Origin of the sequence: Amycolatopsis kentuckyensis (assembly GCF_041679295.1) — a bacterium.
GTDB lineage: Bacteria > Actinomycetota > Actinomycetes > Mycobacteriales > Pseudonocardiaceae > Amycolatopsis > Amycolatopsis kentuckyensis_A.
This window is the reverse complement of the sequence record NZ_JBGDMD010000006.1, coordinates 265132-286622: the sequence shown is the minus strand read 5'-3', so window position 1 is coordinate 286622 and position 21491 is coordinate 265132. Positions and strand designations below refer to the sequence as shown.

General features: G+C 71.6%; 20 protein-coding genes. 10 read left to right on the top strand and 10 right to left on the bottom strand.

From position 1 onward, the window contains the following. Positions 1-18: 18 nt before the first annotated feature. From ACERZO_RS26560 to ACERZO_RS26540, 5 genes are all read left to right on the top strand, one after another. Positions 19-477: a MarR family winged helix-turn-helix transcriptional regulator gene (locus ACERZO_RS26560; protein WP_086680461.1), complete on the top strand. Its 459-nt coding sequence runs from the start codon at positions 19-21 to the stop codon at positions 475-477. Continuing rightward, positions 467-1684 carry an MFS transporter gene (locus ACERZO_RS26555; protein ID WP_372667483.1) on the top strand — a complete coding sequence of 406 codons (1218 nt, stop codon included), beginning with the start codon at positions 467-469 and terminating at the stop codon, positions 1682-1684. Before ACERZO_RS26560 ends, ACERZO_RS26555 begins: the two co-directional genes overlap by 11 nt. Before the next feature lie 170 nt (positions 1685-1854). Then, a complete protein-coding gene (locus ACERZO_RS26550) occupies positions 1855-3927 on the top strand; it encodes a PhoX family protein (protein WP_372667482.1) in 2073 nt (690 codons plus the stop codon). 86 nt (positions 3928-4013) lie between these two features. Beyond that, entirely contained in the window at positions 4014-5621 is a 1608-nt protein-coding gene (locus ACERZO_RS26545) for a DUF7850 domain-containing protein (RefSeq protein ID WP_372667481.1), read from the top strand. A 13-nt stretch (positions 5622-5634) separates the two neighbouring features. Continuing rightward, positions 5635-6315: an SDR family oxidoreductase gene (locus tag ACERZO_RS26540; protein ID WP_372667480.1), complete on the top strand. Its 681-nt coding sequence runs from the start codon at positions 5635-5637 to the stop codon at positions 6313-6315. Here ACERZO_RS26540 and ACERZO_RS26535 read toward each other — a convergent pair. From ACERZO_RS26535 to ACERZO_RS26525, 3 genes are read right to left on the bottom strand one after another with little or no spacing between them, the layout of a single operon-like run. Then, positions 6312-7619 (bottom strand): amidohydrolase family protein, encoded by a 1308-nt coding sequence (locus tag ACERZO_RS26535; protein WP_372667479.1) that lies wholly within the window; start codon positions 7617-7619, stop codon positions 6312-6314. The genes ACERZO_RS26540 and ACERZO_RS26535 overlap by 4 nt on opposite strands. A gap of 23 nt (positions 7620-7642) precedes the next feature. Beyond that, positions 7643-8293, bottom strand: coding sequence for a response regulator transcription factor (locus ACERZO_RS26530; protein WP_372667478.1), 651 nt, complete (start codon positions 8291-8293; stop codon positions 7643-7645). Then, complete coding sequence (locus ACERZO_RS26525; protein ID WP_372667477.1) at positions 8290-10086, bottom strand: sensor histidine kinase; 1797 nt, start codon at positions 10084-10086, stop codon at positions 8290-8292. The genes ACERZO_RS26530 and ACERZO_RS26525 overlap by 4 nt, the downstream gene beginning before the upstream one ends. A 174-nt stretch (positions 10087-10260) precedes the next feature. Between ACERZO_RS26525 and ACERZO_RS26520 the strand changes: the two genes are divergently transcribed. After that, positions 10261-10962 carry an ABC transporter ATP-binding protein gene (locus ACERZO_RS26520; RefSeq protein WP_372667476.1) on the top strand — a complete coding sequence of 234 codons (702 nt, stop codon included), beginning with the start codon at positions 10261-10263 and terminating at the stop codon, positions 10960-10962. After that, positions 10959-13202: an FtsX-like permease family protein gene (locus ACERZO_RS26515; protein ID WP_372667475.1), complete on the top strand. Its 2244-nt coding sequence runs from the start codon at positions 10959-10961 to the stop codon at positions 13200-13202. Before ACERZO_RS26520 ends, ACERZO_RS26515 begins: the two co-directional genes overlap by 4 nt. Positions 13203-13241: 39 nt before the next feature. Here the strand turns inward: ACERZO_RS26515 and trmB are convergent, their stop codons facing one another. The 6 genes from trmB to ACERZO_RS26485 form a co-directional block, all read right to left on the bottom strand. Then, on the bottom strand, positions 13242-13937 hold the full coding sequence (trmB, locus tag ACERZO_RS26510; protein WP_372667474.1) for a tRNA (guanosine(46)-N7)-methyltransferase TrmB: 696 nt from the start codon (positions 13935-13937) through the stop codon (positions 13242-13244). Between the two features lie 9 nt (positions 13938-13946). Further along, positions 13947-14498, bottom strand: coding sequence for a hypothetical protein (locus tag ACERZO_RS26505; RefSeq protein ID WP_372667892.1), 552 nt, complete (start codon positions 14496-14498; stop codon positions 13947-13949). 174 nt (positions 14499-14672) lie between these two features. Continuing rightward, entirely contained in the window at positions 14673-15428 is a 756-nt protein-coding gene (locus tag ACERZO_RS26500; protein ID WP_372667473.1) for a hypothetical protein, read from the bottom strand. Then, positions 15425-16330, bottom strand: coding sequence for an ABC transporter ATP-binding protein (locus ACERZO_RS26495; protein WP_372667472.1), 906 nt, complete (start codon positions 16328-16330; stop codon positions 15425-15427). Before ACERZO_RS26495 ends, ACERZO_RS26500 begins: the two co-directional genes overlap by 4 nt. A 92-nt stretch (positions 16331-16422) precedes the next feature. Continuing rightward, positions 16423-17175: a hypothetical protein gene (locus tag ACERZO_RS26490; protein ID WP_372667471.1), complete on the bottom strand. Its 753-nt coding sequence runs from the start codon at positions 17173-17175 to the stop codon at positions 16423-16425. A 17-nt stretch (positions 17176-17192) separates the two neighbouring features. Continuing rightward, positions 17193-18131: an ABC transporter ATP-binding protein gene (locus ACERZO_RS26485; RefSeq protein ID WP_372667470.1), complete on the bottom strand. Its 939-nt coding sequence runs from the start codon at positions 18129-18131 to the stop codon at positions 17193-17195. A 197-nt stretch (positions 18132-18328) separates the two neighbouring features. On the opposite strand from ACERZO_RS26485, the gene ACERZO_RS26480 reads away from it, so the two are divergent. Together ACERZO_RS26480 and ACERZO_RS26475 are read left to right on the top strand one after the other, a co-directional pair. Then, entirely contained in the window at positions 18329-18916 is a 588-nt protein-coding gene (locus ACERZO_RS26480) for a TetR/AcrR family transcriptional regulator (protein ID WP_372667469.1), read from the top strand. Next, positions 18913-19824, top strand: a complete 912-nt coding sequence (locus ACERZO_RS26475) for an SDR family NAD(P)-dependent oxidoreductase (RefSeq protein WP_372667468.1) — start codon at positions 18913-18915, stop codon at positions 19822-19824. The genes ACERZO_RS26480 and ACERZO_RS26475 overlap by 4 nt, the downstream gene beginning before the upstream one ends. A 6-nt stretch (positions 19825-19830) precedes the next feature. Here the strand turns inward: ACERZO_RS26475 and ACERZO_RS26470 are convergent, their stop codons facing one another. After that, positions 19831-20556, bottom strand: a complete 726-nt coding sequence (locus ACERZO_RS26470; protein WP_372667467.1) for an SDR family oxidoreductase — start codon at positions 20554-20556, stop codon at positions 19831-19833. A gap of 95 nt (positions 20557-20651) precedes the next feature. Here ACERZO_RS26470 and ACERZO_RS26465 point away from each other — a divergent pair, with 95 nt between their 5' ends. Next, complete coding sequence (locus ACERZO_RS26465; RefSeq protein WP_372667466.1) at positions 20652-21488, top strand: LysR family transcriptional regulator; 837 nt, start codon at positions 20652-20654, stop codon at positions 21486-21488. Positions 21489-21491: the final 3 nt, after the last annotated feature.

Here is a 21491-nt window from a genome sequence, read left to right as displayed (position 1 = left end):
TTTTGTTAGCCTAGCTAAGTGACTTCCCCGATCGCCGACCTCGCCCACCGGTTGCGGCCGCTGGTCTTCCGGTTGTACCACCAGGTGCGCCGCCAGACCCCGCAGCTGACGCTGACCCTCACGCAGGGCTCGGTGCTGAGCGAGCTGGTCAACGGCGGGCCGCGGCGGATGAGCGCGCTGGCCGAGTTCGAGCAGGTGAAGCTGCCGTCGATGACCGACGTCGTCAGCCGGCTCGAACGCCTGGGCCTCGCCACCCGCACGCCGGACCCCGCCGACCGGCGGGCCGTGCTCGTGGACGTCACCGACGAGGGCCGCCGCTTCTACGCCGAGACGGTGGCTGCCCGCGAAGAGTTCCTTCGCGAACGGCTCATCGCCATGGACGACACCGACCGCGCCGCGATCGAAGCCGCCCTCCCGGCTCTCGCCAAGTTGCTCGTAGACGCCAAGAAGGAGGAACTGATCAGCGATGAGCGCTGAGCACCACTCGAGCCTGCTGGACGCCGTCAAGGGCCAGCCCAAGCAGGTGTGGATCACCGCGTTCGCCGCGGTCATCGCCTTCATGGGGATCGGGCTGGTCGACCCGATCCTGCTGTCCATCGCCAAGGGCCTGGACGCGACGCCGTCGCAGGTCACGCTGCTCTTCTCGTCCTACCTCGGCGTCCAGGTCATCGCGATGCTGGTCACCGGCGCGGCGAGCGCCAGGTTCGGCCCCAAGAAGACCGTGCTGGTCGGGCTGACGCTGATCGTCGCGGCCACCGCGCTGTGTTCGGCCGCCGGGTCGATCGAGCAGCTCGTCGGGCTGCGCGCGGTCTGGGGGCTCGGCAACGCGTTCTTCATCGCGACCGCGCTTTCGGTGATCGTCGGCGCCGCGACCGGCGGCCAGGCCGGCGCGATCCTGCTCTACGAGGCCGCCCTCGGGGTCGGCCTGTCGGTCGGCCCGCTGCTGGGCGCGCTGCTCGGCAGCATCTCGTGGCGCGGCCCGTTCCTCGGCACCGCGATCCTGATGGCCGGCGCGCTCGTGCTGTGCGCGGTGTTCCTCAAGAGCGACAAGGGCGAGCAACGCGCCCCGATCAAGCTGCTCGACCCGCTGCGCGCGCTGAAGCACCCCGGCCTGCTGCGCACTTCGGTCGCGTCGGCGCTGTACACGGCCGCGTTCTTCGCGGTGCTGGCCTGGTCGCCGTTCGTCCTCGGCTGGAGCGCCATCGCCGTCGGGCTGGTGTTCTGCGGCTGGGGTCTGTGCGTCGCCGTCGCCGGGGTCGCCCTCGCGCCGCGCCTGGCCGCCAAGCTCGGCGAGCGGCACGCCGCCGCGGCCGCCGTCTTCGGCTACGCCGTGCTGATGCTGGTGCTCGCCGTGCCGAGCAAGCCGGTCCTGGTCGCCGGGATCGTCGTCTCGGGGCTGGTGTCCGGCCTGCTGAACACGCTGTTCACCGGCACCGCGATGTCGATCAGCGACGCGCCGCGCCCGGTCGCCAGCGCGGGCTACAACTTCTGCCGCTGGCTCGGGGGCGCCGTCGCGGCGACGCTCGTCGGGCACGTGGCCGAGTGGTTCGGCTCGCCGCAGGCGCCGTTCATCGCCTCCGCCGTGCTGTGCGTCGTCGCGGGCGGCCTGCTCTCGCTGCGGGAGAAGAAGGCGGACCCGCACGCCGTGCCGCGGGAAGCGGTGCTCGTCGGCGAAGAGTTCTGATACACGGAGAGCGACAGCCCCTGGACCAAGCGTCCGGGGGCTGTCGTCCGTTCGGGCCGTGGTACTTCGGCAACGCGACTAATACACCCGCTGTTCACCCAGATGTCTGGATCGGCTGGTTTTCGGCACATACGGTCGCTTCGTTCCCGAACTCCCACCATGGAGGCGCTGTGCCCGACCGCCTGCTCCCGCTGTTCCCCGCGCACGCGGGTGGACGCTCCCCGATCACCTGCGAATACCGGTGCGGCAACGCGTGCGCCCACCCGGAGGCGAACGAGACCGACAACGAGTACTTTGGTGACGTCGTCAAGGACATCTCGCGGCGCCGGGTCTTCAAGGCGGGCGCCGTGATGGCCGCCGCCGCGGGCGGGTTCGCCGCCCTCTCCGGCACCGCGGCCGCCGCCGACGTCACGGCGAACGGTCACGGCGGCCCGAAGCCGCGGCCGGTGCCGGGCACGGACTTCGACCCGGTCCCGCCGAACAAGCTCGACCAGGTCAGCATCCCCGCGGCCTACGACCAGCGCGTCGTCGTCCGCTGGGGCGACCCGGTCGTCGCCGGCGCCCCGAAGTTCGACTACGCCAAGCAGACGGCGGCCGCGCAGGCGAAGCAGTTCGGGTACAACAACGACTTCGTCGGCCTGATCCCGCAGGACCCGCTGGGGCTGTCGAACCTGCTCGTGGTCAACCACGAGTACACCACCGAGGTCCACATGTTCCCGGCCGACCAGTACGACCCGGCCAACCCGACCGAGGAGCAGGCCAAGATCGCCTGGGCGGCGCACGGCCTGTCGGTACTGCTGACCCGCCGCGACCCGGTGCACGGCGGCCTCGCGGTCGTCCCCAGCCGGTACGGCCGCCGGATCACGCTCGACACGGTCTTCGAGGTCCGCGGCCCGGCCGCCGGCTCGAAGTACCTGAAGACGTCGGCCGACCCGAGCGGGCGCAAGGTCCGCGGCACGCAGAACAACTGCTCCGGCGGCGTGACGCCGTGGGGCACGGTGCTCTCCGGCGAAGAGAACTTCGACCAGTACTTCGCGAACTCCGACAAGGTCACCGACCCGGTCGAGGCCGCGCGGCTCAAGCGCTACACCGTCGGCGCCGGCGCGAGCACCCGCAAGTGGGAGCGCTTCGACAAGCGCTGGGACGTCTCGCAGGAGCCCAACGAGCCGAACCGCTTCGGCTGGGTCGTCGAGATCGACCCCAACGACCCGAACTCGACGCCGATCAAGCACACCGCGCTCGGCCGGTTCAAGCACGAGGCCGCGAACATCAAGATCACCGCCGACGGCCGGGTCGCCGTCTACTCCGGGGACGACAGCCGGTTCGAGTACATCTACAAGTTCGTCTCGAAGGGCAAGTACAAGCCCGGCAACAGCGCGCACGCGCGGCGGCACAACTCGGCGCTGCTCGACGAAGGCACCCTGTACGTCGCCCGCTTCACCGGCGACAGCCCCGGCGAGATCGACGGCACCGGCAAGCTCCCGGCGGACCACGAGTTCGACGGCACCGGCGAATGGCTGCCGCTGGCCAGCGGCGACAAGTCCTTTGTGGACGGCTTCACCGCCGAAGAGGTCTACGTCTTCACCCGCCAGGCCGCCGACAAGGTCGCCGCGACGAAGATGGACCGGCCGGAGGACATCGAGCCGAACCCGGTCAACGGCCGGATCTACGCGGCGCTGACCAACAACACCGACCGCGGTGCGGCGGGCAAGGCCGGCGTCGACGAGGTGAACCCGCGCAACGGCAACAAGAACGGGCACATCCTGGAGTGGGAGGAGAACCGCGGCGACGCGGCCTCGACGCGCTTCACTTGGCGGCTGCTGCTCGTCTGCGGTGACCCGGCCGCGGCCGACACGTACTTCGGCGGCTTCGACAAGAGCCAGGTCAGCCCGATCTCGTGCCCGGACAACGTGACCTTCGACCGGCACGGCAACCTGTGGATCGCCACCGACGGCAACGCGCTCGGCGCGAACGACGGCCTGTTCTCGGTGCCGGTCACCGGGCCGGAGCGCGGGCACGTCAAGCAGTTCCTCTCGGTGCCGGTCGGCGCGGAGACCTGCGGCCCGGTCGTGACGGACAACCTGGTCCTCGTCGCGGTCCAGCACCCCGGCGAGAACGCGGCGAGCTCGGCGAACCCGACGTCGCACTGGCCGGACGGCGGCACCGCCCAGCCGCGGCCGTCGATCGTCTCGGTGTGGAAGAAGGGCCGCTTCGGCCTGCCCGGCCGCATCGGCGAACGCTGACGCCCTGACCCGCACCGGCCGAGGTTCACTCTTAAGTGGACGGTTCTCGGCCGGTGCGGGCCTCGCCGCCGCGCCATAGTCGAGGCATGGTCCGTTCGGCACGCGTGGTGGCAGTGGCGGTGGTGGCGCTTTCGGGGGTGGTGGTGCCCTCGGCGATCGCCGCCCCGGAACCCGCGTGCGGCGGGATCGCCGCCAACCCGAGCGTCGAAGAGACTGCGCGCAACGGCGCCCCGGACGCTTACGTCTTCACGCCGGCCGCGCCCGTGCCGCCCGGGACACCGCCCTCGAAGGCGCCGAGGCTGCTGACCGAGCAGGCGTTCGCCGTCGACGGGCAGCGGTCGGCGGTGATCCAGACGCCGGACGGCCGGGCCAGCACGGCCTACTCGACCGAGAAGTTCGTCCCCGGCGGCGTCTACACGCTCAGCGTGTCGACCGGCTCGTACGCGCCGGACACCGGACCGGCGACCGGGCTGCGCTTCTTCGACGTGAACGGCACCCAGGTCCAGGAGACCAAGCTGGTCGCCGACCACTTCGCCGGCGACGGCCGGCTGGACCGCCAGGACTTCCCGGCGGTGACGGCCCCGGCGAAGGCAGCGGCGGTGAAGTTCTTCGCGACGACGAGGGCCGAACGGGTGCGCTGGGACTGCGTCGACCTGCAGCTCGCGGCGTACTCGGTGAAGAAGGAAGTGCAGAACCCGGCGACCGGCGCGTGGGGCCCGTTCGCGACGGTCACCGCGGGTGAGACCGCGCACTACCGCGTCACCGTGACGAACGACGGCACGCAGGACCTCAGCGGGATCACCGTGGTGGACCCGTGGTGCACCGGCAAGTTCGAGCCGTTCGCGCTCGCGGCCGGCGCGAACAAGGCGCTGACCTGCGACCACCCGAACCTGACGGTGGCCGACACCGGGCACGTCAACACGGCGAAGGTGAGCGGCGTGAAGTACCCGGGCGGCACGCTGGGCGACAAGACGGCGTCGGCGACGATCACGGTGCTGCCGCCGCCGGCGATCGCGAAGATCGGCGACTTCGTGTGGGCGGACCGCAACCGCGACGGGATCCAGGACCCGGACGAACCCGGCGTCGCGGGCGTGAAGGTGACGCTGAAGGACGGCGCCGGCGGCTCGGTCGCCACGGCGACGACGGATGACAAGGGCAAGTACGGCTTCGAGAAGCTGAAGGACGGCACGTACCAGGTCTGCTTCGCGGTGCCGTCGGGGTACGCGGTGACCAGCAAGGACGCGGCGCCGGACGACCGCGATTCGGACGCGGACCCGGACGGCTGCACCGCGCCGCGCACGGTCGGCGGCCCGTCGCACGAGGACTTCGCGGTGGACCTCGGCCTGGTGACGCCGACGAACCGCATCGGCGACTTCGCCTGGTCGGACTCGAACGGCGACGGCCTGCAGGACGCGGGCGAGCCGGGCCTGGGCGGGGTGAAGGCGGTGCTGAAGAGCGGCGACAAGGAGCTCGCGAGCGTGGTGACGGGCCCGGACGGCGCGTACGGCTTCGACGGTCTCGAGGACGGCAGCTACCAGGTGTGCTTCACCGCGGACGGGCACCAGCCGGCGCCGAAGGACGCGGGCGACGACGCGAAGGACTCGGACGCGGACCCCGCCACGGGCTGCGCGGACCCGCGCCGGCTCGGCGCGGACAAGCGCGAAGACCGCACGGTCGACGTGGGCTTCGCGTAGTTACGGTGGGGGCATGACGACGGATCTTCCCCTCGCCCTCGTGACCGGCGCTTCCCGCGGCATCGGCAGGGCGGTCGCCCACCAGCTGGCCCCGACCCACCGCGTCCTCCTCGGCGGCCGGGACGCGGCAGCCCTCGAGTCGCTGGCGAAGGAGCTCCCGGGCGCGAAGCCGTGGCCCGTCGAGCTGACCGACCCGGACTCGCTCGCTTCGGCGGTCGCGGACATCCCGTCGTTGGACGTCCTCGTCCACTCGGCCGGGGTCGCCAAGCTGGGCCGCGTCGAGGACGCGTCGGCTCAGGCGTGGCGCGACAACTTCGAGGTCAACACCCTGGCTGTGGTCGAGCTGACGCGCCTGCTGCTCCCGGCGTTGCGGACGGCCCGCGGCCACGTGGTCGTGATCAACTCCGGCGCCGGCCGCAACGCCCGCCCCGGCTGGTCCCCGTACGCGGCGAGCAAGTTCGCGGTCCGCGCCTTCGCCGACGCCCTGCGCGAGGAGGAGCCGGAGATCCGCGTGACGTCGGTGTACCCCGGCCGCACGGACACCGAGATGCAGCAGGAGATCTTCAAGGGCGAAGGCCGCGACTACGACACGTCGCACCTGCTGACGGCGGACTCGGTGGCGACCGCGGTGGTGACGGCGGTGTCCGCCACCCCGGACGCCCACCTGACCGAGCTGATCCTGCGGCCGAACTAGGCGCGCAGCCGGGCGGCGGTCTCGGCCACCTCGGCCTGGACCTTCGCCCGGTCCACCTTCAGCGACTCGCCGTCGGCGACGACCTGCTCGCCCGCGACCCACACGTCCCGGACGCGCCGCGATCCCGCCGCCCAGACGAGGTTCGACAGCAGCTGCACGTCCGGGACGTCCAAGCCGCACGCGAACGCCGGGTCGTCGAGGTCGATGTGCACCAGGTCGGCCCAGCGGCCCGGCTCCAGCACGCCGATGTCGTCGCGGCCGAGCGCCGCAGCCCCACCGCGGGTGGCCAGCAGGAACGCGTCCGCGGCCGTCAGCACCGTCGAGTCGCCCGTGGCCAGCCGCGCGAACATCGCCGAGAGCTGCAGCTCTTCCCACAGGTCGATGTCGTCGTTCGACGCCGGCCCGTCCGTGCCGAGGCCGACCGCCACGCCCGCGTCGCGCAGGTCCTTGATCCGCGCGATCCCCGAAGCCAGCTTCGCGTTCGAACCCGGGCAATGCGCCATGCCGACGCCGTACTGGGCGAACAACGCGATGTCGGTGTCCGAAAGGTGGATCGCGTGCGCCGCCAGGACCCGGCCGTCGAGCATGCCGAGCTGCTGCAGCAGGGCGGGCACCGAGCCGTGTGCTTCCCGGACGACGGTGTCTTCGAGAGCCGCCTCGGCGACGTGGATCTGCACCAGCGCGCCGCGCGCGGCAGCCGACTCCGCCGTCGCGCGCAGGCCCTCCGACGACAGCATGTACGCCGAGTGCGGGCCGTAGCCCAGCTCGATGCGGTCGCCGTGGCCGAAGCGGAGGCCGTCCGTGTCGATCCAGCGCTCGATCGCCGTCAGCTGGGCGCGCCAGTCGAGGCCCGGCAGCTCCATCACCGGCGGGGCGACCAGCACGCGGCCGCCCGTCGTGAGGACCGCGTCGACCAGCTGCTCGCCTTCGAAGTACATCTCGGCGCTGGTCGTGACGCCGTGGCGCAGCATCTCGACCGACCCCAGCAGCATGCCGGTGCGGACGTCTTCGGGCCGTAGCTTCGCTTCGGCGGGCCAGATGATCTCGTTGAGCCAGGGCAGCAGCGGCAGGTCGCCGCCCATGCCGCGCAGCAGCGTCATCGGGCTGTGCGCGTGCGTGTTGACCAGGCCGGGGAGCAGGATGCCGGTCAGGGTGGTGACCGGTGCGGCGGACTCGGGGGCGGTGGCCGCCGGTCCGCAGTAGGAGATGCGCCCGTCGGCGTCCACATCGACGACCGCGTCACGCAGGAGCGAACAGGACGCGTCGGCGGGGAGAACGACAGGGGCGTGGAAACGGCGTTGCATCTCTGGATACTACGCACCCTCGATTACGAGACGACTCCACTCCGCCACGCCCACGCCGCGATTTCCACGCGGTTGCGGGCGCCGATCTTGCCCTGCACCGACGCCAGGTGCGTCTTCACCGTCGACAGCGACAGGAACAGCTCCGCGCCGATCTCGGTGTTCGTCAGCCCGCGCGCCGCCGCCTTGACGACGTCCATCTCCCGCGCGGTCAGCGGTTCCGACGGCGGTGCGACCTGTGACCGAGCCGGGCCGCCGTCGAAGTGCTTGAGCAGCCGGATGGTGATCTGCGGGGACACCAGCGCGTCGCCGCGGTCGGCCGCGCGGACCGCCTCGATCAGCAGCGCCGGGCCCGCGTCCTTGAGCAGGAAGCCGTGGGCGCCGTTGCGCAACGCCGTGTGGACGTACTCGTCGAGGTCGAACGTGGTCACCACGACCACCTTCAGCGGGTCGGCCACGTCCGGGCCGGCCAGCTGCCGGGTGACCTCCAGCCCGTCGAGGCCCGGCATGCGGATGTCGAGCAGGCAGACGTCCGGACGCAGTTCGCGGGCCTTCGACACCGCCGAGACGCCGTCCGCGACGTCGGCGACGACCTCGATGTCGTCCTGGGCGTCCAGGATCATGCGGAAGCCCATCCGCACCATCTCCTGGTCGTCGGCGATCAGTACCCGGATCACTCGTCCCCTTCCGTGTCTTCTCCGGCCGCCAGCGGCAGCCAAGCTTCGACGCGCCAGCCACCGTCCGGGCCGCGCCCGGCCGACAGCCGTCCCTTGAGCAGCGCGACGCGTTCGCGCATGCCGACCAGACCGTATCCGCCCGATCCGCCGGCCGGCCGCCGCGCCGTTTCGTGGCCGTTGTCCGTCACCCGCAAGTGCAGCTCGGTGCCGCTCACCTCGGCCAGGACGAAGGCGTCCGTCGCGTCCGAGGCGTGCTTCCCGACGTTCGTCAGCGACTCCTGGACCAGCCGCAGCGCCGAGCGGCCGACCTCGTGCGGCAGGTCCGGCGGCAGGTCGAGGTGCATCGACGTCGGCACGCCGTGGTTGGCGCTCTCGACCAGCTTCCGCAGGTCGGCGCCGAGGTCGGTGGTGGCCTGCTCGCTGAACTCGCTCGACCCGGCGGGCGCGTCCCCGCGCATCGAGCGGACCAGCCGCCGCATCGCGGCCAGTGCTTCGACACCCGCGTTCTCGATCCGCTCCATCGCCTCGACCGCGACCTCCGGCTTCTGGGAAGCCATCATCCGCGCGGCCTGCGCCTGCACGACGATCCCGGTGACGTGGTGGGCGACGACGTCGTGCAGCTCGCGGGCCAGCGCCATCCGCTCGGCGGTCTGCGCGTCGGCCACCGCCGACTTGACGACCGTGGTGCGCTCGGAGTCCCGTGACCGCAGCATCAGGCCGGTGGCGATCGAGATGCCGAGCAGCAGCGCCGCGGCGAAGGCCAGGATCGACAGGACCTGGGGGTCGCTCTGCAGGCCCCGGGGCTGGTTCGAGTTGAGGATCGCGGCGAGGGCGACGACGGCCGAGAGGACGCCGATCCGCGGCCACGACTGGCTCAGCCCGCGGGCGCGGGTCAGGTTCACGATCACGCCCATCGCGGCGATGACCTGCACGAACGGTACTCCGCCCGGCATCGGGTAGTCGTAGCGCAGGTGCAGGAACGGCGTGACGACCGCCGACAGCAGCAGGATCCCGCTGATGCCGAGCAGCGCGTCCGCGGGCCGCCGCGGCGACAGCACCGCGATGAGGGCCGCGACGAGCGAGCAGAACAGGATCGGGAACCCGCGGGCGTTGCTCGAGTACGTGTAGCCGAACTCGAACAGCAGCGCGAACCCGAGCAGCCCGATCAGCGGCCACTGCCCCATGGCGAGCTCGTTCACCCGCTGCAGCTTCCGCGTCCGCGGATCGGCCTTCGGCCGGCGGTCCCGCAGCGTGATGGCGGGCGCGACCGGGCCGAGGAGCAGCAGCAGGCCGAACACCAGGCCCTGCGTCGCCGTGCCGCCGTCGATGTCGTCGACGCCCCGGTACCGGCCGAACAGGGCGACCAGGCCGCCGACGACCAGGAAGCTGACCACGCAGAACGCCACGCCCGCCCGCGCCCGCCGGGTGACGTAGTAGACCATCAGCACCCCGGCCACGACCTCGGTGATGGTGATCTTCGGCAGCACGCTGGAGTACGCCGGGATGCGGAACGCGTGGATCCAGAGCGTCGAGAACACCAGCACCACGCCCCCGGCCACGCCGGCGACGGCGGCGCGTTTCTGCGCCCACTGCGCGCAGGCGACCATCGCGAAGATGCCGGGCAGCAGCCCGAAGTCGATGAACTTGGGCCCGTGGTCGTCGAGCGCCGCCTGTGTCGTGAAGACGACGTCGAAGAGCAGGGCGGCGAACAGGACGGCCGAAGGCACGCCGATGCGCCGCACCAGGGCGGCGGCGCGGGCGTACAGCGTTTTCGGCGGGGGCGCGGCGGTCACAACGTGACGTTAGAGGATCCGGCCGCGTCCGCACCTTGGCCGAGTGGCCCGCGCTCCCTCGGCCGATCGGCCGATGCCGCACCGGGCGTGACTGGCCGTCTGCCCGAAGTGGACACCCCCTGGTCTCCGCGAAGCTCGTCGGCACAGCAAGATCCGAACCGACAGGAGAACGTGGTGGACCCGAACACTCCACAGTGGACCAATGGGCCGGTGCTCTCCGGCCGCGGGCTCGTGAAGCGCTACGGCGCTCAGCACGCCCTGGCCGGCATCGACATCGACATCCAGCCGCGGGACGCCGTCGCCATCGTCGGGCCGTCGGGCTCGGGCAAGACGTCGCTGTTGCACGTCCTGGCCGGGATCCTCCGCGCCGACGACGGGCAGATCTTCCTGGCCGGCCAGCGGATCGACCACCTCGGCGAGAAGAAGCGCAGCGAGCTGCGCCGCACCGAGTTCGGCTTCGTCTTCCAGTCGGGGATGCTGGTCGCGGAGCTGTCGGCCGAAGAGAACGTCGCGCTGCCGTCGCTGCTGGCCGGGCTCGGCCGCAAGGAGGCCATCGAGGCCGGCCGCCAGTGGCTTTCGCGCCTCGGCTTGGCCGGCAAGGAAAAGCGGCGCCCCGGCGAGCTGTCCGGCGGCGAGGCCCAGCGCGTCGCGATCGCCCGCGCCCTGACCCACCGGCCGAAGGTGATCTTCGCCGACGAGCCGACCGGCGCGCTCGACACGCGCACCGGCCGCGACACGATGGACGCCCTGCTCGGCGCCGCCCACGAGACCGGCGCCGCGGTGATCGTGGTGACCCACGACCGCGAGCTGGCCGAGTCGATGCCCAAGACCGTCGCCATCCGCGACGGCCTGATCGCGACGAGGCTAGCGGCGTGAACTCGCTCCAGATCGCCCTGCGGGTGCTGAAGGTCGACCGGCGGACCCGGACGTCGGCGATCCTCACCGCGATCGGGGTGGCCGTCGCGACCGGGCTGGTGCTGCTGCTGGCGACGCTGCCGTTCGCCACGCAGAACCGCGAGCAACGGGCCCTCTGGCAGGGCGAACACCACGTCGGCTACCAGCTCGACGGCCAGCGGAACGTGCTGTTCAACTCCGCCACGGACTACTTCGACGGACAGCAGATCATCCGCGTCGACGTCGCGCCGGTCGCCGGGGCCGGGTCGATCGCACTGCCGCCGGGCGTGCCGCAGCTGCCGGGGCCGGGCGAGACCGTCGTGTCGCCTGCGCTCGGCCGGCTCCTGCAGGGCCACCCGGCCGACCAGCTTGGCGACCGGTTCGGCAAGCCCGTCGGCGCGCTCGACGAGAACGCCCTCCGCTTCCCCGAGCAGCTCGTCGCGCTCGTCGGGCACACGCCGGACCAGATGCCGGAGAACGCCTACCCGCTGGCGGGCTTCCCCAGCGGCAAGGCGGGCGCGGATCCGCTGCTCATGCTGCTGTCCTGGGTCGGGATCATCGTGCTGCTGGTGCCGAGCCTGGTGCTGGTCGCGTCCTCGGCGCGGCTGACCGCGGCCCGGCGGGAGCGGCGGCTGGCCGCGATCCGGCTGGCCGGGGCGACCCCGGGACAGGTCACGAACATGGTGGCCGCCGAGACGACGTTGTCCGCGGGCATCGGCGCGCTGCTGGGGCTGCTGATCAGCCCGGCGCTGCACGGCCTGGCCTCGTTCGTGCCATGGGCGGGCGGCACGTGGCTCGCGTCCGACTTCGCGCTGCCGGTCGGCCTGACGGTGTTCATCGTCCTGGCCATCCCGGTGCTCGTGGTGCTCGCCGGCGTGCTCGGTCTGCGCCGCGTGCTCAAGAACCCGCTGTTCGCGACGGGCGGCCACGCGAAGAAGCCGTTGCGCTGGTGGCGCCTGCTGGCGCTGCCCGCCGCCGGGCTGTTCTTCCTCGTCGCGGTGACGACGGCGAAGGAATCCGGCGGCATCACGATGGTCATGGCGGGACTGTTCCTGCTGGTCGGCTCGGCCGCGGTCGTCGGGCCGTGGGTGACGTCGGCGGTGGGCGGCACGTTCGTCCGGATCTGGCGGCGCCCGTCGGCGCTGCTCGCCGGCCGCCGCCTGCGTGACGACCCGAAGGGCGCCTACCGCGCCTCCGCCGGGATCGTGCTCGCGGTGTTCGCCGGGTCGATGGCGCTGACGCTGCTGCCGACGTTCGAGTCGATGGCCGGCGGCGGGCGGTCCTTCCAGGACTCCGTGCTCTACGTCGACACCGACGCCCAGCACGCGGGGACGATCGTCGACCAGGCCAACGCGTCCCTGCGGAAGTACGGGCAGTCCGAGAAGGCCGTCGCGGTCGGCGAGGTCTACCTGGTGCAGGGCGAAGGCCGCGAGCGCAACGGCAACCGCGCGCTGGTGATGACCTGCGCCGACGCCGTCAAGCTGACCCGCTACGGCCTCACGCCCGCGAACTGCACCGGCGGCCCGGCCGTCTTCGGTGACAAGCAGCTGGACCTGGCGACGTACAAGATCGCCACCGAGTGGGAGGCCCCCGCGGTCGCCGTGAACTCGGGTACGCGGGCGGAAGCCGTCCCGCCTCGGGACTCGGACCTCTCCAGCACGCTGATCATCGACCCGGCCGCGCTGCCGGCCGGCCTCACGCCGAAGTGGGTCACCGTCGTCGCGCCGACCACCGACGCCAACCGCGAGATCGTCCGGACGGCGCTGGCCGCGCCGGCCGCGGGCGAGGAGATCGGCAGCCGGGACCAGTACCTGTTCAACCAGCAGACCGAACTCGGCGACCTGCGCCGCGTCACGGTGATCGGGCTGATCGCCGCCGGGATCCTGGCCGGCTGCAGTGCCGCGGTCGCGACCGCGGGCTCGGTGATGGACCGCCGCCGGACGTTCGGGGCGCTGATGGCGGCCGGCACGCCGGTGCGGGTGCTGGCGAGGGCGTTGCGGATGGAGGCCGCGCTGCCCGCGCTGGTCGCCACGATCGGCGCGGGAATCGTCGGGGTGGGAGTCGGTGTTGGGCTCTACAGCATGGTCGACGAGCGGGGCATCGTGCTCAGCCCGTGGCTGCTGGCCCCGGTCGTGCTCGGCGTCGGTGTGGCGCTGCTCGGCGCGTCGGTCTGCACCCCCGCCCTCAAGCGGGTCCAGGCCGAGCCGCTCGCCGAGGAATAGGGAGGAAGTTCGCCCCTCTGTCGGGGGAGGGGCGAACTCCTACCGCTTTTCGAAGATCAGGTCGTGCGAGACGCGGCCTTCGACGTCGGCCCGCTGCTCGAACTTGGTCACCGGCCGCCATTCCGGCCGCGGCGCCCAGCCGTCGTACCGGTTCTTCAACGCGGGTTCCGCGGAGCAGACCTCGAGCATCTGCTCGGCGTAGTTCTCCCAGTCGGTCGCCAGGTGGAAGGTGCCGCCGGGCGCGAGCCGCGACGCCACGAGCGCAGCGAACGACGGCGACACGATCCGCCGCTTGTGGTGCTTCTTCTTCGGCCACGGGTCCGGGAAGAACAGCCGCACGCCGTGCAGCGTGTCCGGCTCGACATGCTCGGTCAGCAGGACGACGGCGTCGCCGTGCAGCAGCCGCAGGTTCTCGACACCCAGCTTTTCCGCGCGCAGCATCAGCTGGCCGAGGCCCGGGTCGTAGACCTCGGCCGCGACGTAGTTCAGCTCCGGCGCCGCGGCAGCCAGCTGCGAAGTCGTCTCGCCCATGCCGGAGCCGATCTCCAGCATGACCGGCGCTTCGCGGCCGAACCACTCGGTGAAGTCCAGCTTTCCCTCGGGCAGCTCACCGACCGTGCGGCCGAGCTTCGGCCACAGTTCGTCCCACGCGCGTTGCTGCCCGACGGTCATCCGGCCGCCGCGCTTCACGTAGCTGACGACGCTGCGCAGCCGGGGCTGGTCTTCGTTCTCCACCCACCGAGGCTAACGAACGGCTTCGAGCTCCCCGAGACGAGACCGCAACCCCGCGAGTCCGGCGATCGCGATCGGGTCCGGCGTCCGGCCGCTGTGCGCGGGCAGGACGTCGATCCAGCCGGGGTGCCGGTCGGTGTTCATCACCGTCGTGGGAATCGCGTGCCCCGATTTCCCGCGTTCGGACGGCATGAACTCCCAGTAGCCGGATTCACCGTCCGCCGCCCACGGGACGAATTCCCAACCCGGCCGCCTGCCGAGCAGCTGGGCGATGCGGTCTTCGACGCGGAAACCCTGTTCCCGCGAATCCAGCTTCCCGTCCGCGACCGCGCGCAGCCACCACGGCGCCGGGATCGGCCCCGCCATCCCGGCCGAGGCGCGGAACAAGGCCAGGACGGTGTCTTCGGCCGCGCGGTGCACCCACGCCCGGCGGAGTTCGGCCGGCGTCGCCGCCGTCATGGCAGCCTGCGGGAGCTCGATCGCCCGCGACCATTCGAGGTCCAGCATCGGTTCGAGCCGGGGAGCGTCGTCTTCGACACGGGCTCGGGGAATCGTGTTGCCCAATTCTTGACCGGTGTTCACCGTCAAGGATCACCTCCAGGGGAGCGCAGACGGTTCCGGTGCTCACTTACGAATATTGCCTGGTCATAGCAGTATGTCCGGTGCCTGTGAGAGAAGCCACAGGCACTTCATCTTTTGTTAACACGAATTTTTGCGGTATTGACAGCGCCGTCACGCTCAGGCGTCGCGGCGTGCCGTGGTGATGACCCCGGCCACGAACAGTGCAACGCAGATCGCCGCGAAGTAACCGAGGTACCCCCACGGGCCGAGCGGAGCGGCCGGCAGCTGCACCGGTCCCCCGCCGAGTCCGCCCGCGCCGACGAACTGGTCGGCCGCGTGGAACGGCATCCACTGGTAGATGTGCTTGCCTGCGCCCGGGATGAAGATCACCACGCCCTCGAGCACCTGCGTCCACACGAGCACCACCGTCAGCGCGAAGGCGACACTGCGCAGCAGCAGGGCGACGCCGACGCCGGCCACCGCGGCGAGCAGGAAGACCAGGCTCTGCCCCAGCACCGAGCGCCACTCCGAGCCGGAGTGCAGCGCGAGGTCGGCGTCCGGCGCCACCACCGTCGCGAGCCCCCACGAGCCGAAGCCGACGAGCAGCCCGAGCCCGGCGCCGACCGCGCCGACGACGGCCACCTTCGCCAGCAGCGCGGGCACCCGGCTCGGCACGGCCTGGAACGTCAGCCGCATCGTGCCCCAGTTGAACTCCGACGCCGTCGCGAGGATCGCGAGCACGACCAGCACGGTCCGGCCGTTGCCGCTCGCGAGCTGGGTGTTGCCGACCGTCGGCGGGATCTCCGGGCCGGCCAGCGCGAAGAACAGCGCGGTGAAGCCGAGCGGCGCGGCCAGGGCGAGCAGCAGGCACCACCACGGTGCCCGGGTGCTGAAGAGCTTGATGCGCTCGGCGCGCAGCAGGTTGGTGATCATCGGCCGGCTCCAGCGGTGAACTCGGTGGCCTCGCGGGTGAGGTCGAGGTAGGCCTGCTCCAGGGAGCCGGTGATCGGGCTCAGCTCGTGCAGCGTCGCTCCCGCGTCGAAGGCGAGCTGCCCGATCCGGTCACTGTCCATTCCGGACACCACGAACGCGCCGCCGTCTTCGGTGAACTCCGCCTGCCCGGTCAGCGCGGCGCGCAGCTCGTCGGCGTGCGGGGTGCGCACGCGAACGCCGTGCCGGCTCGTCTGCGCGATGAAGTCGTCCATCGTGCCCTGGTAGATCAGCCTGCCCCGGCCGATCACGACCAGGTCCTGCGCCGTCTGCGCCATCTCGGGCAGCAGGTGGCTGGAGACGAAGACGGTCCGGCCCTCGGCGGCCAGCGCGTGCAGCAGCCGGCGGATCCAGGCCATGCCCTCGGGGTCGAGGCCGTTCACCGGCTCGTCGAACAGGAGCACGCGCGGGTCGCCGAGCAGCGTGGCCGCGATGCCGAGCCGCTGCAACATGCCGAGCGAGTACTGCCCGGCGCGGCGGCCCTCGGCGCTGGTCAGCCCGACCAGGGCGAGCACCTCGTCGACGCGCTTCTCGGGCAGGCCGTTGGTCGCGGCGAGCCAGCGCAGGTGGTCGCGCCCGCTGCGGCCGGGGTGGCGCCAGGTGGCGTCCAGCATCGCGCCGACCGTCCGGAGCGGGTCCTTCAGCTGCCGGTACGGGACGCCGTCGACGAGGACCGTGCCCGCGTCGGGCGTGTCGAGGCCGAGGACCAGGCGCATGGTCGTGGACTTGCCGGCGCCGTTGGGGCCGAGGAAGCCGGTGACGCGCCCCGACCGCGCGGTGAACGTCAGCTCGTTGACCGCGGTGGTGGCCCCGTACCGCTTGGTCAGTGCGTTCGCTTCGATCACGTGAGGAGACTATCGGGAAATGGGGAATCCGGGTCGCCCCCCGACAGCGCGACCCGGATTCCCGTTTTCCCCTTTATCCCCTTGTTCCCCCTTTATGCGTCCCGCTTCTTCGCGACCCCGAGCGCGATGAGCAGGAACACGATGGCGACCCCCGCGAAGTAGGCCAGGGCCCAGCCCGGGCTCAGCGGCGAGTCCGACACCGGCGGGCCGTCGCCCCCGACGGCCGAGCCGCGCAGGAACTTGTTCGCCACGTTGAACGGCAGCCACTCGTGGATGGTGTGGCCGATCTTCGGGATCAGCTGCACCAGCTCTTCCACGGCCAAGTAGTAGATGAGCAGCAGGGCGATGGCACCGGCGCTGTGCCGGATGAGGATCCCGAGCGCGACCGCGAGCACCGCGCTGAGGGCGAACACCGGCCCGAGACCGGCGACGTTCAGCCAGTCCTGCGAGGTGTGCAGGCCCAGGTTGTCGTTCGGCCGCATGAGCAGCCCGAGGCCCCAGGCGCCGAACGCGGCGATCTCACCGATGACCAGCGCGACCAGCGCGACGACGACCGCCTTGGCGATCAGCGCGGGCGAGCGGTGCGGCACCGCCTGGAACGTCGTGCGGATGGTGTTGAAGCGGTACTCGGTGGTCACCGCGAGGGCGGCGAGCACCATGACGACGGCGATGCCGAACTGGGAACCGCCGAACTGGGTGGCGGCCACCGAGAGCGGCTCGTCGGCGGGCGACGCGCCGGCGATGATGGCGGCGAAGCCGATGGTCAGGGCCAGGGTGATGAGCGCGCACCACCACGGCGAGCGGGTCGAGAACAGCTTGATGCGTTCTACGGCGAGCAGGTTCATGGTCTTGGTTTCCCCGGTTACTTGGCGGACTCGAGCACGTGCTGCGCCTCGGCGTCGAGACCGGTGTGGTACTCGACGGAGTCGCCGGTGATCTGCATGAAGGCCTGCTCCAGCGAGCCGGTCTGCGGGCTCAGCTCGTGCAGCACGATCCGGTTGGCGGCGGCGATCTCGCCGATCTTGTCGCTGTCCATCCCGGACACCACGAGCGCGTTCGCTTCCTCGGTGACCCCGGCGCTGGCGCGCTGCAACGCGTCGCGCATTTCGGCCAGCTGCGGCGAACGGACCTTGACGGTGTTCTCCGCGGCGCGGGAGACGAAGTCCTCGGTGGAGGACTGCGAGATCAGCTGACCCCGGCCGATCACCACGAGGTTGCTCGCGGTCAGCGCCATTTCCGAAAGCAGGTGGCTCGACACGAACACCGTGCGGCCTTCCTCGGCCAGGCGGTGCATGAACTTCCGGATCCAGAGGATGCCCTCCGGGTCCAGGCCGTTCACCGGCTCGTCGAACAGCAGGACTTCCGGGTCGCCCAGCAGGGCGGCCGCGATGCCGAGCCGCTGCGACATGCCGAGTGAGAACCCGCCGGCGCGCTTGCCTGCGACGCTGGTCAGGCCGACGATCTCGAGCACCTCGTCGACGCGGCTCGCCGGGATGCGGTTGGACTTCGCCATCCACAGCAGGTGGGCCCGCGCCGAGCGGTTCGGGTGCACCCACTTCGCGTCGAGCAGCGCACCGACCGTGCGCAGCGGTTCCTTGAGTTCGTGGTACTTCTTGCCCCCGATGGTGACCTGGCCGCCCGTCGGGTTGTCCAGGCCCAGGATCATCCGCATGGTGGTGGACTTGCCCGCCCCGTTCGGGCCGAGGAAGCCGGTGACCTGACCCGCGGCCACGGAGAACGACAGGTTGTTCACCGCCAGCGTCTTCCCGTACCGCTTGGTGAGGCCGGTTGCCTCGATCATGACTGCTCCTCTTCCGCCCCTCGCTTACGACGCGTTCATCGTCGCGGGTCGGGGGCGGTTCGCGCGTCACCCTGCGGGCCTAACCGCTCCCCCTACCTGAGTAGTACCTTGCTGGCTCTTCGGCCGATGCGCGATCCGTGATGACCCTGAGACGACCCTGATTCGACACAATTAATGAACTGTGGTTCAATAACGGCGTGGCCCGGCCGAGGAGCATCACCGACGAGCGGCTGCTGGGTGCGGCGGAGACCGTGATCGGCAGGTGTGGCCCCGGTTTCACGCTCGCGCAGGTAGCGGCGGAGGCGGGGGTGTCGGTCGGCACGGTCGCGCAGCGGTTCGGTTCGAAGAGCGGCCTGCTGCAGGCGATGAGCCGGCGGGCCACGCGGCGGGCGGTCGAGCAGATGCGGGAGTGCGCCGAGAAGGCGGACGACCCGGTCGACGGCCTGCGCGCCGCGGCGGTTTCGGTCTACGCGGTGCTCGGCGACGCCGAAGAGGCGGCGAACCACCTGGGCCAGCTCGGCGTGGACATCGGCGACCCGGTGCTGCGGGCGCTGCTGGGCGAGCACTTCACGGCGGTCGAGGAAGAACTGCGGCAGCTGGTGCGGGCGGCGGCTCCTTCGCTGCCGCGCGCGCCGAGCGTGCCGCGGGCCGCCCGGGTCGTGCTGGACGTGATCAACGGGGTGTCGATCGACTGGTCGATCCGGCCGCACGGGCGGCTGGCCGACCGGCTGGCGGAGGACGTCGACGCGGTTTTGACCGCGTGGCGGGGACGGGAGGATTCATGAGCTTGCAGGGCAAGGTCGCGGTGGTCACGGGGGCGACCCGGGGTTGCGGCCGGGCGATCGCGGTGGAGCTGGGCCGCGCGGGCGCGACGGTGTACGTCACCGGCCGCACGACACGCGAAACGGTCTCGCCGATGAAGCGGCCGGAAACGATCGAAGAGACGGGCGAGCTGGTCGAGGCGGCGGGCGGCCGCGCGGTCGTCGTCCGCTGCGACTTCACGTCGGTGTCCGATGTGGACGCGTTGAAGGCTCGCATCGAGTCCGAAGTGGACGGAATCGACATCCTCGTCGACGACGTCTGGGGCGGCGACATGTACTTCCACTTCGACGCGCCGTTCTGGGAGACGCCGCTGGAGGACGCGCTCAAGCTGACGCACAACGCCCTCGACACGCACCTGATCGCGCTGCACAAGCTGCTGCCCCTGGTGGTCGCCCGCCGCGGCCTGGTACTGGAGGTGACCGACGGCGACAACGACGACTACGTCGGCGCCGGCCTCCCTTACTACCTGGCGAAGTGCGGCATCCGCGCGCTCGGCCGGGCGCTGGGCGTGGAGCTGAAGAAGAACGACTGCGTCGGCCTCGCGGTGACCCCGGGCTTCCTGCGGTCGGAGTCGATGCTCGACCACTTCGAGGTCACCGAGGAAAACTGGCGCGACGCGGTCGGCAAGCTCGCCCCGGTCGACTTCAAGATCTCCGAGACGCCGTACCTCCTGGCCCGCGGCGTCGCGGCCCTGGCCCAAGACCCCGACGTGTCCCGCTTCGCGGGTCAGACGCTGGCGTCCTGGACCTTGATGAAGGAGTACGGCTACACCGACATCGACGGCGACCGCCCGGACTTCGGCCGCTGGATCACCGAAGTCCGCAACGCGGGCAAGGACCCGGCGACCACCCCGCCGGACGACTTCCGCTGACCCCCGTCACCACGGCACCTCCCCGGCGTCGTCGAAGAGCCCACCGCTCGGGCCGTCGTCGGGGAGAGTGGCGAGCCGGATGGCGGTCTTGGCGCCCTCCTCGGGCGTACTGGTGCCGTGGAAGCCGTTCAGGTCGGTGGCGACGTAGCCGGGGCAAGCGGCGTTGATCTTGATCGGCGTGCCGGCCAGCTCCTTGGCGTACTGGATGGTGAGCGCGTTGAGGAACGTCTTCGACGGCGAATACGCCCCGCTGACCCCGCCGAGGTCGACCCCCGGCGTGGTCTGCAGCGTCAGGGACGCGACGTGGCTGGACTGGTTGACGATCCGCGGGTGCGCGGAGCGGCGCAGCAGCGGCAGCATCGCGTTGGTGACCCGGACGACCCCGATCACGTTGGTCTCCACGACCGCTCGCAGGCTCTCCGGCGTGACGGCCGACGGCTCGTCCGGCCACGCTCCGGCGATACCGGCGTTGTTGACCAGCACGTCGACCCGCCCACCGCGCTCCTCGAGCAAGGCGGCGGCGGCCGCCACGCTCGCGTCGTCGGTCACGTCGAGCGGCACGCCGAACGCGTCGACGCCGGCCGCGCGCAGCTTGGCCATGGCCTCCTCGCGACGCTGTTCGTCCCGGGCACCGATTCCGACGCTCCAGCCCAGCGCGCCGAGCCCGGCCGCGATCTCGTACCCGATCCCCTTGTTCGCGCCGGTGACCAGCGCGATCGTCTGTTCGCTCATGCTTCGATCGTGGCGCGGAACCGGCGGCCGACCAACACTTCCCGGGTCCGGCATCGATACCCGCAAGACATGGATCGGCCGGGTAGCCTGACCGGGTGGAGACACGGGAGCTGCGGTGCTTCGTCGCGGTCGCCGAGGAGCTGCACTTCGGCCGGGCCGCCGAGCGGCTGGGCATCGCCCAGCCGCCGCTGTCGCGCACGATCGCCCGGCTCGAGCGACGGCTCGGCGTCGCGCTGCTGGAACGCACCAGCCGGCGGGTCTCGCTCACCGAAGCCGGAGCGGTACTGCTGACCGAGGGCCGGGCGATCCTCGGCGCGCTGGCCACCGCGGAGCGGCTCACCCGCCGCGCCGCCGCGAACCGGCCTTCGCTCGTCCTGGCCACAAAGGCCGGTGCCGTCCGCGAACTGCTGACGAAGCTGCTCGACGCGTACGCCGCCGAGCCGGGTGCGGTCGCCGTCGACCTGCTGCTCTGCGAATCCCAGCCGCAGCAGACGCTGCACGACGGCCGGGCCGACGTGGCGCTGCTGCACCTGCCCTTCGACTCGACGGCCGGGCTCGACACCGAAGTCCTGCACACCGAGGGCCAGGTCGTGATCCTGCCCAGCTCGCATCCGCTCGCCGCCCGGTCCGGCATCCGGCTGGCGGAGGCCGGCTCCGTGCCGGACCTCCCGCTCGCCCGCTGGCCCGGCCCCGGCGGTCGCTACCCGGACGGCCCCGGCGCGGAAGTCCGCAGCCTGACCCAGCTCTTCCAGCTGATCGCGCTCGGCCGGACCACCGTGGTGATGCCCGAGTCCAGCCGCGCGGACCTGCAGGAGGGCCTGGTCGCCGTGCCGGTTCCGGACGCGCCGCCCGTCACGACGGTCATCGCCTGGCCGCCGCACAGCCGCTCCCGGGCAGTCGCCGACCTGGTCCGCGTGGCCACCCGGCGCTGACTG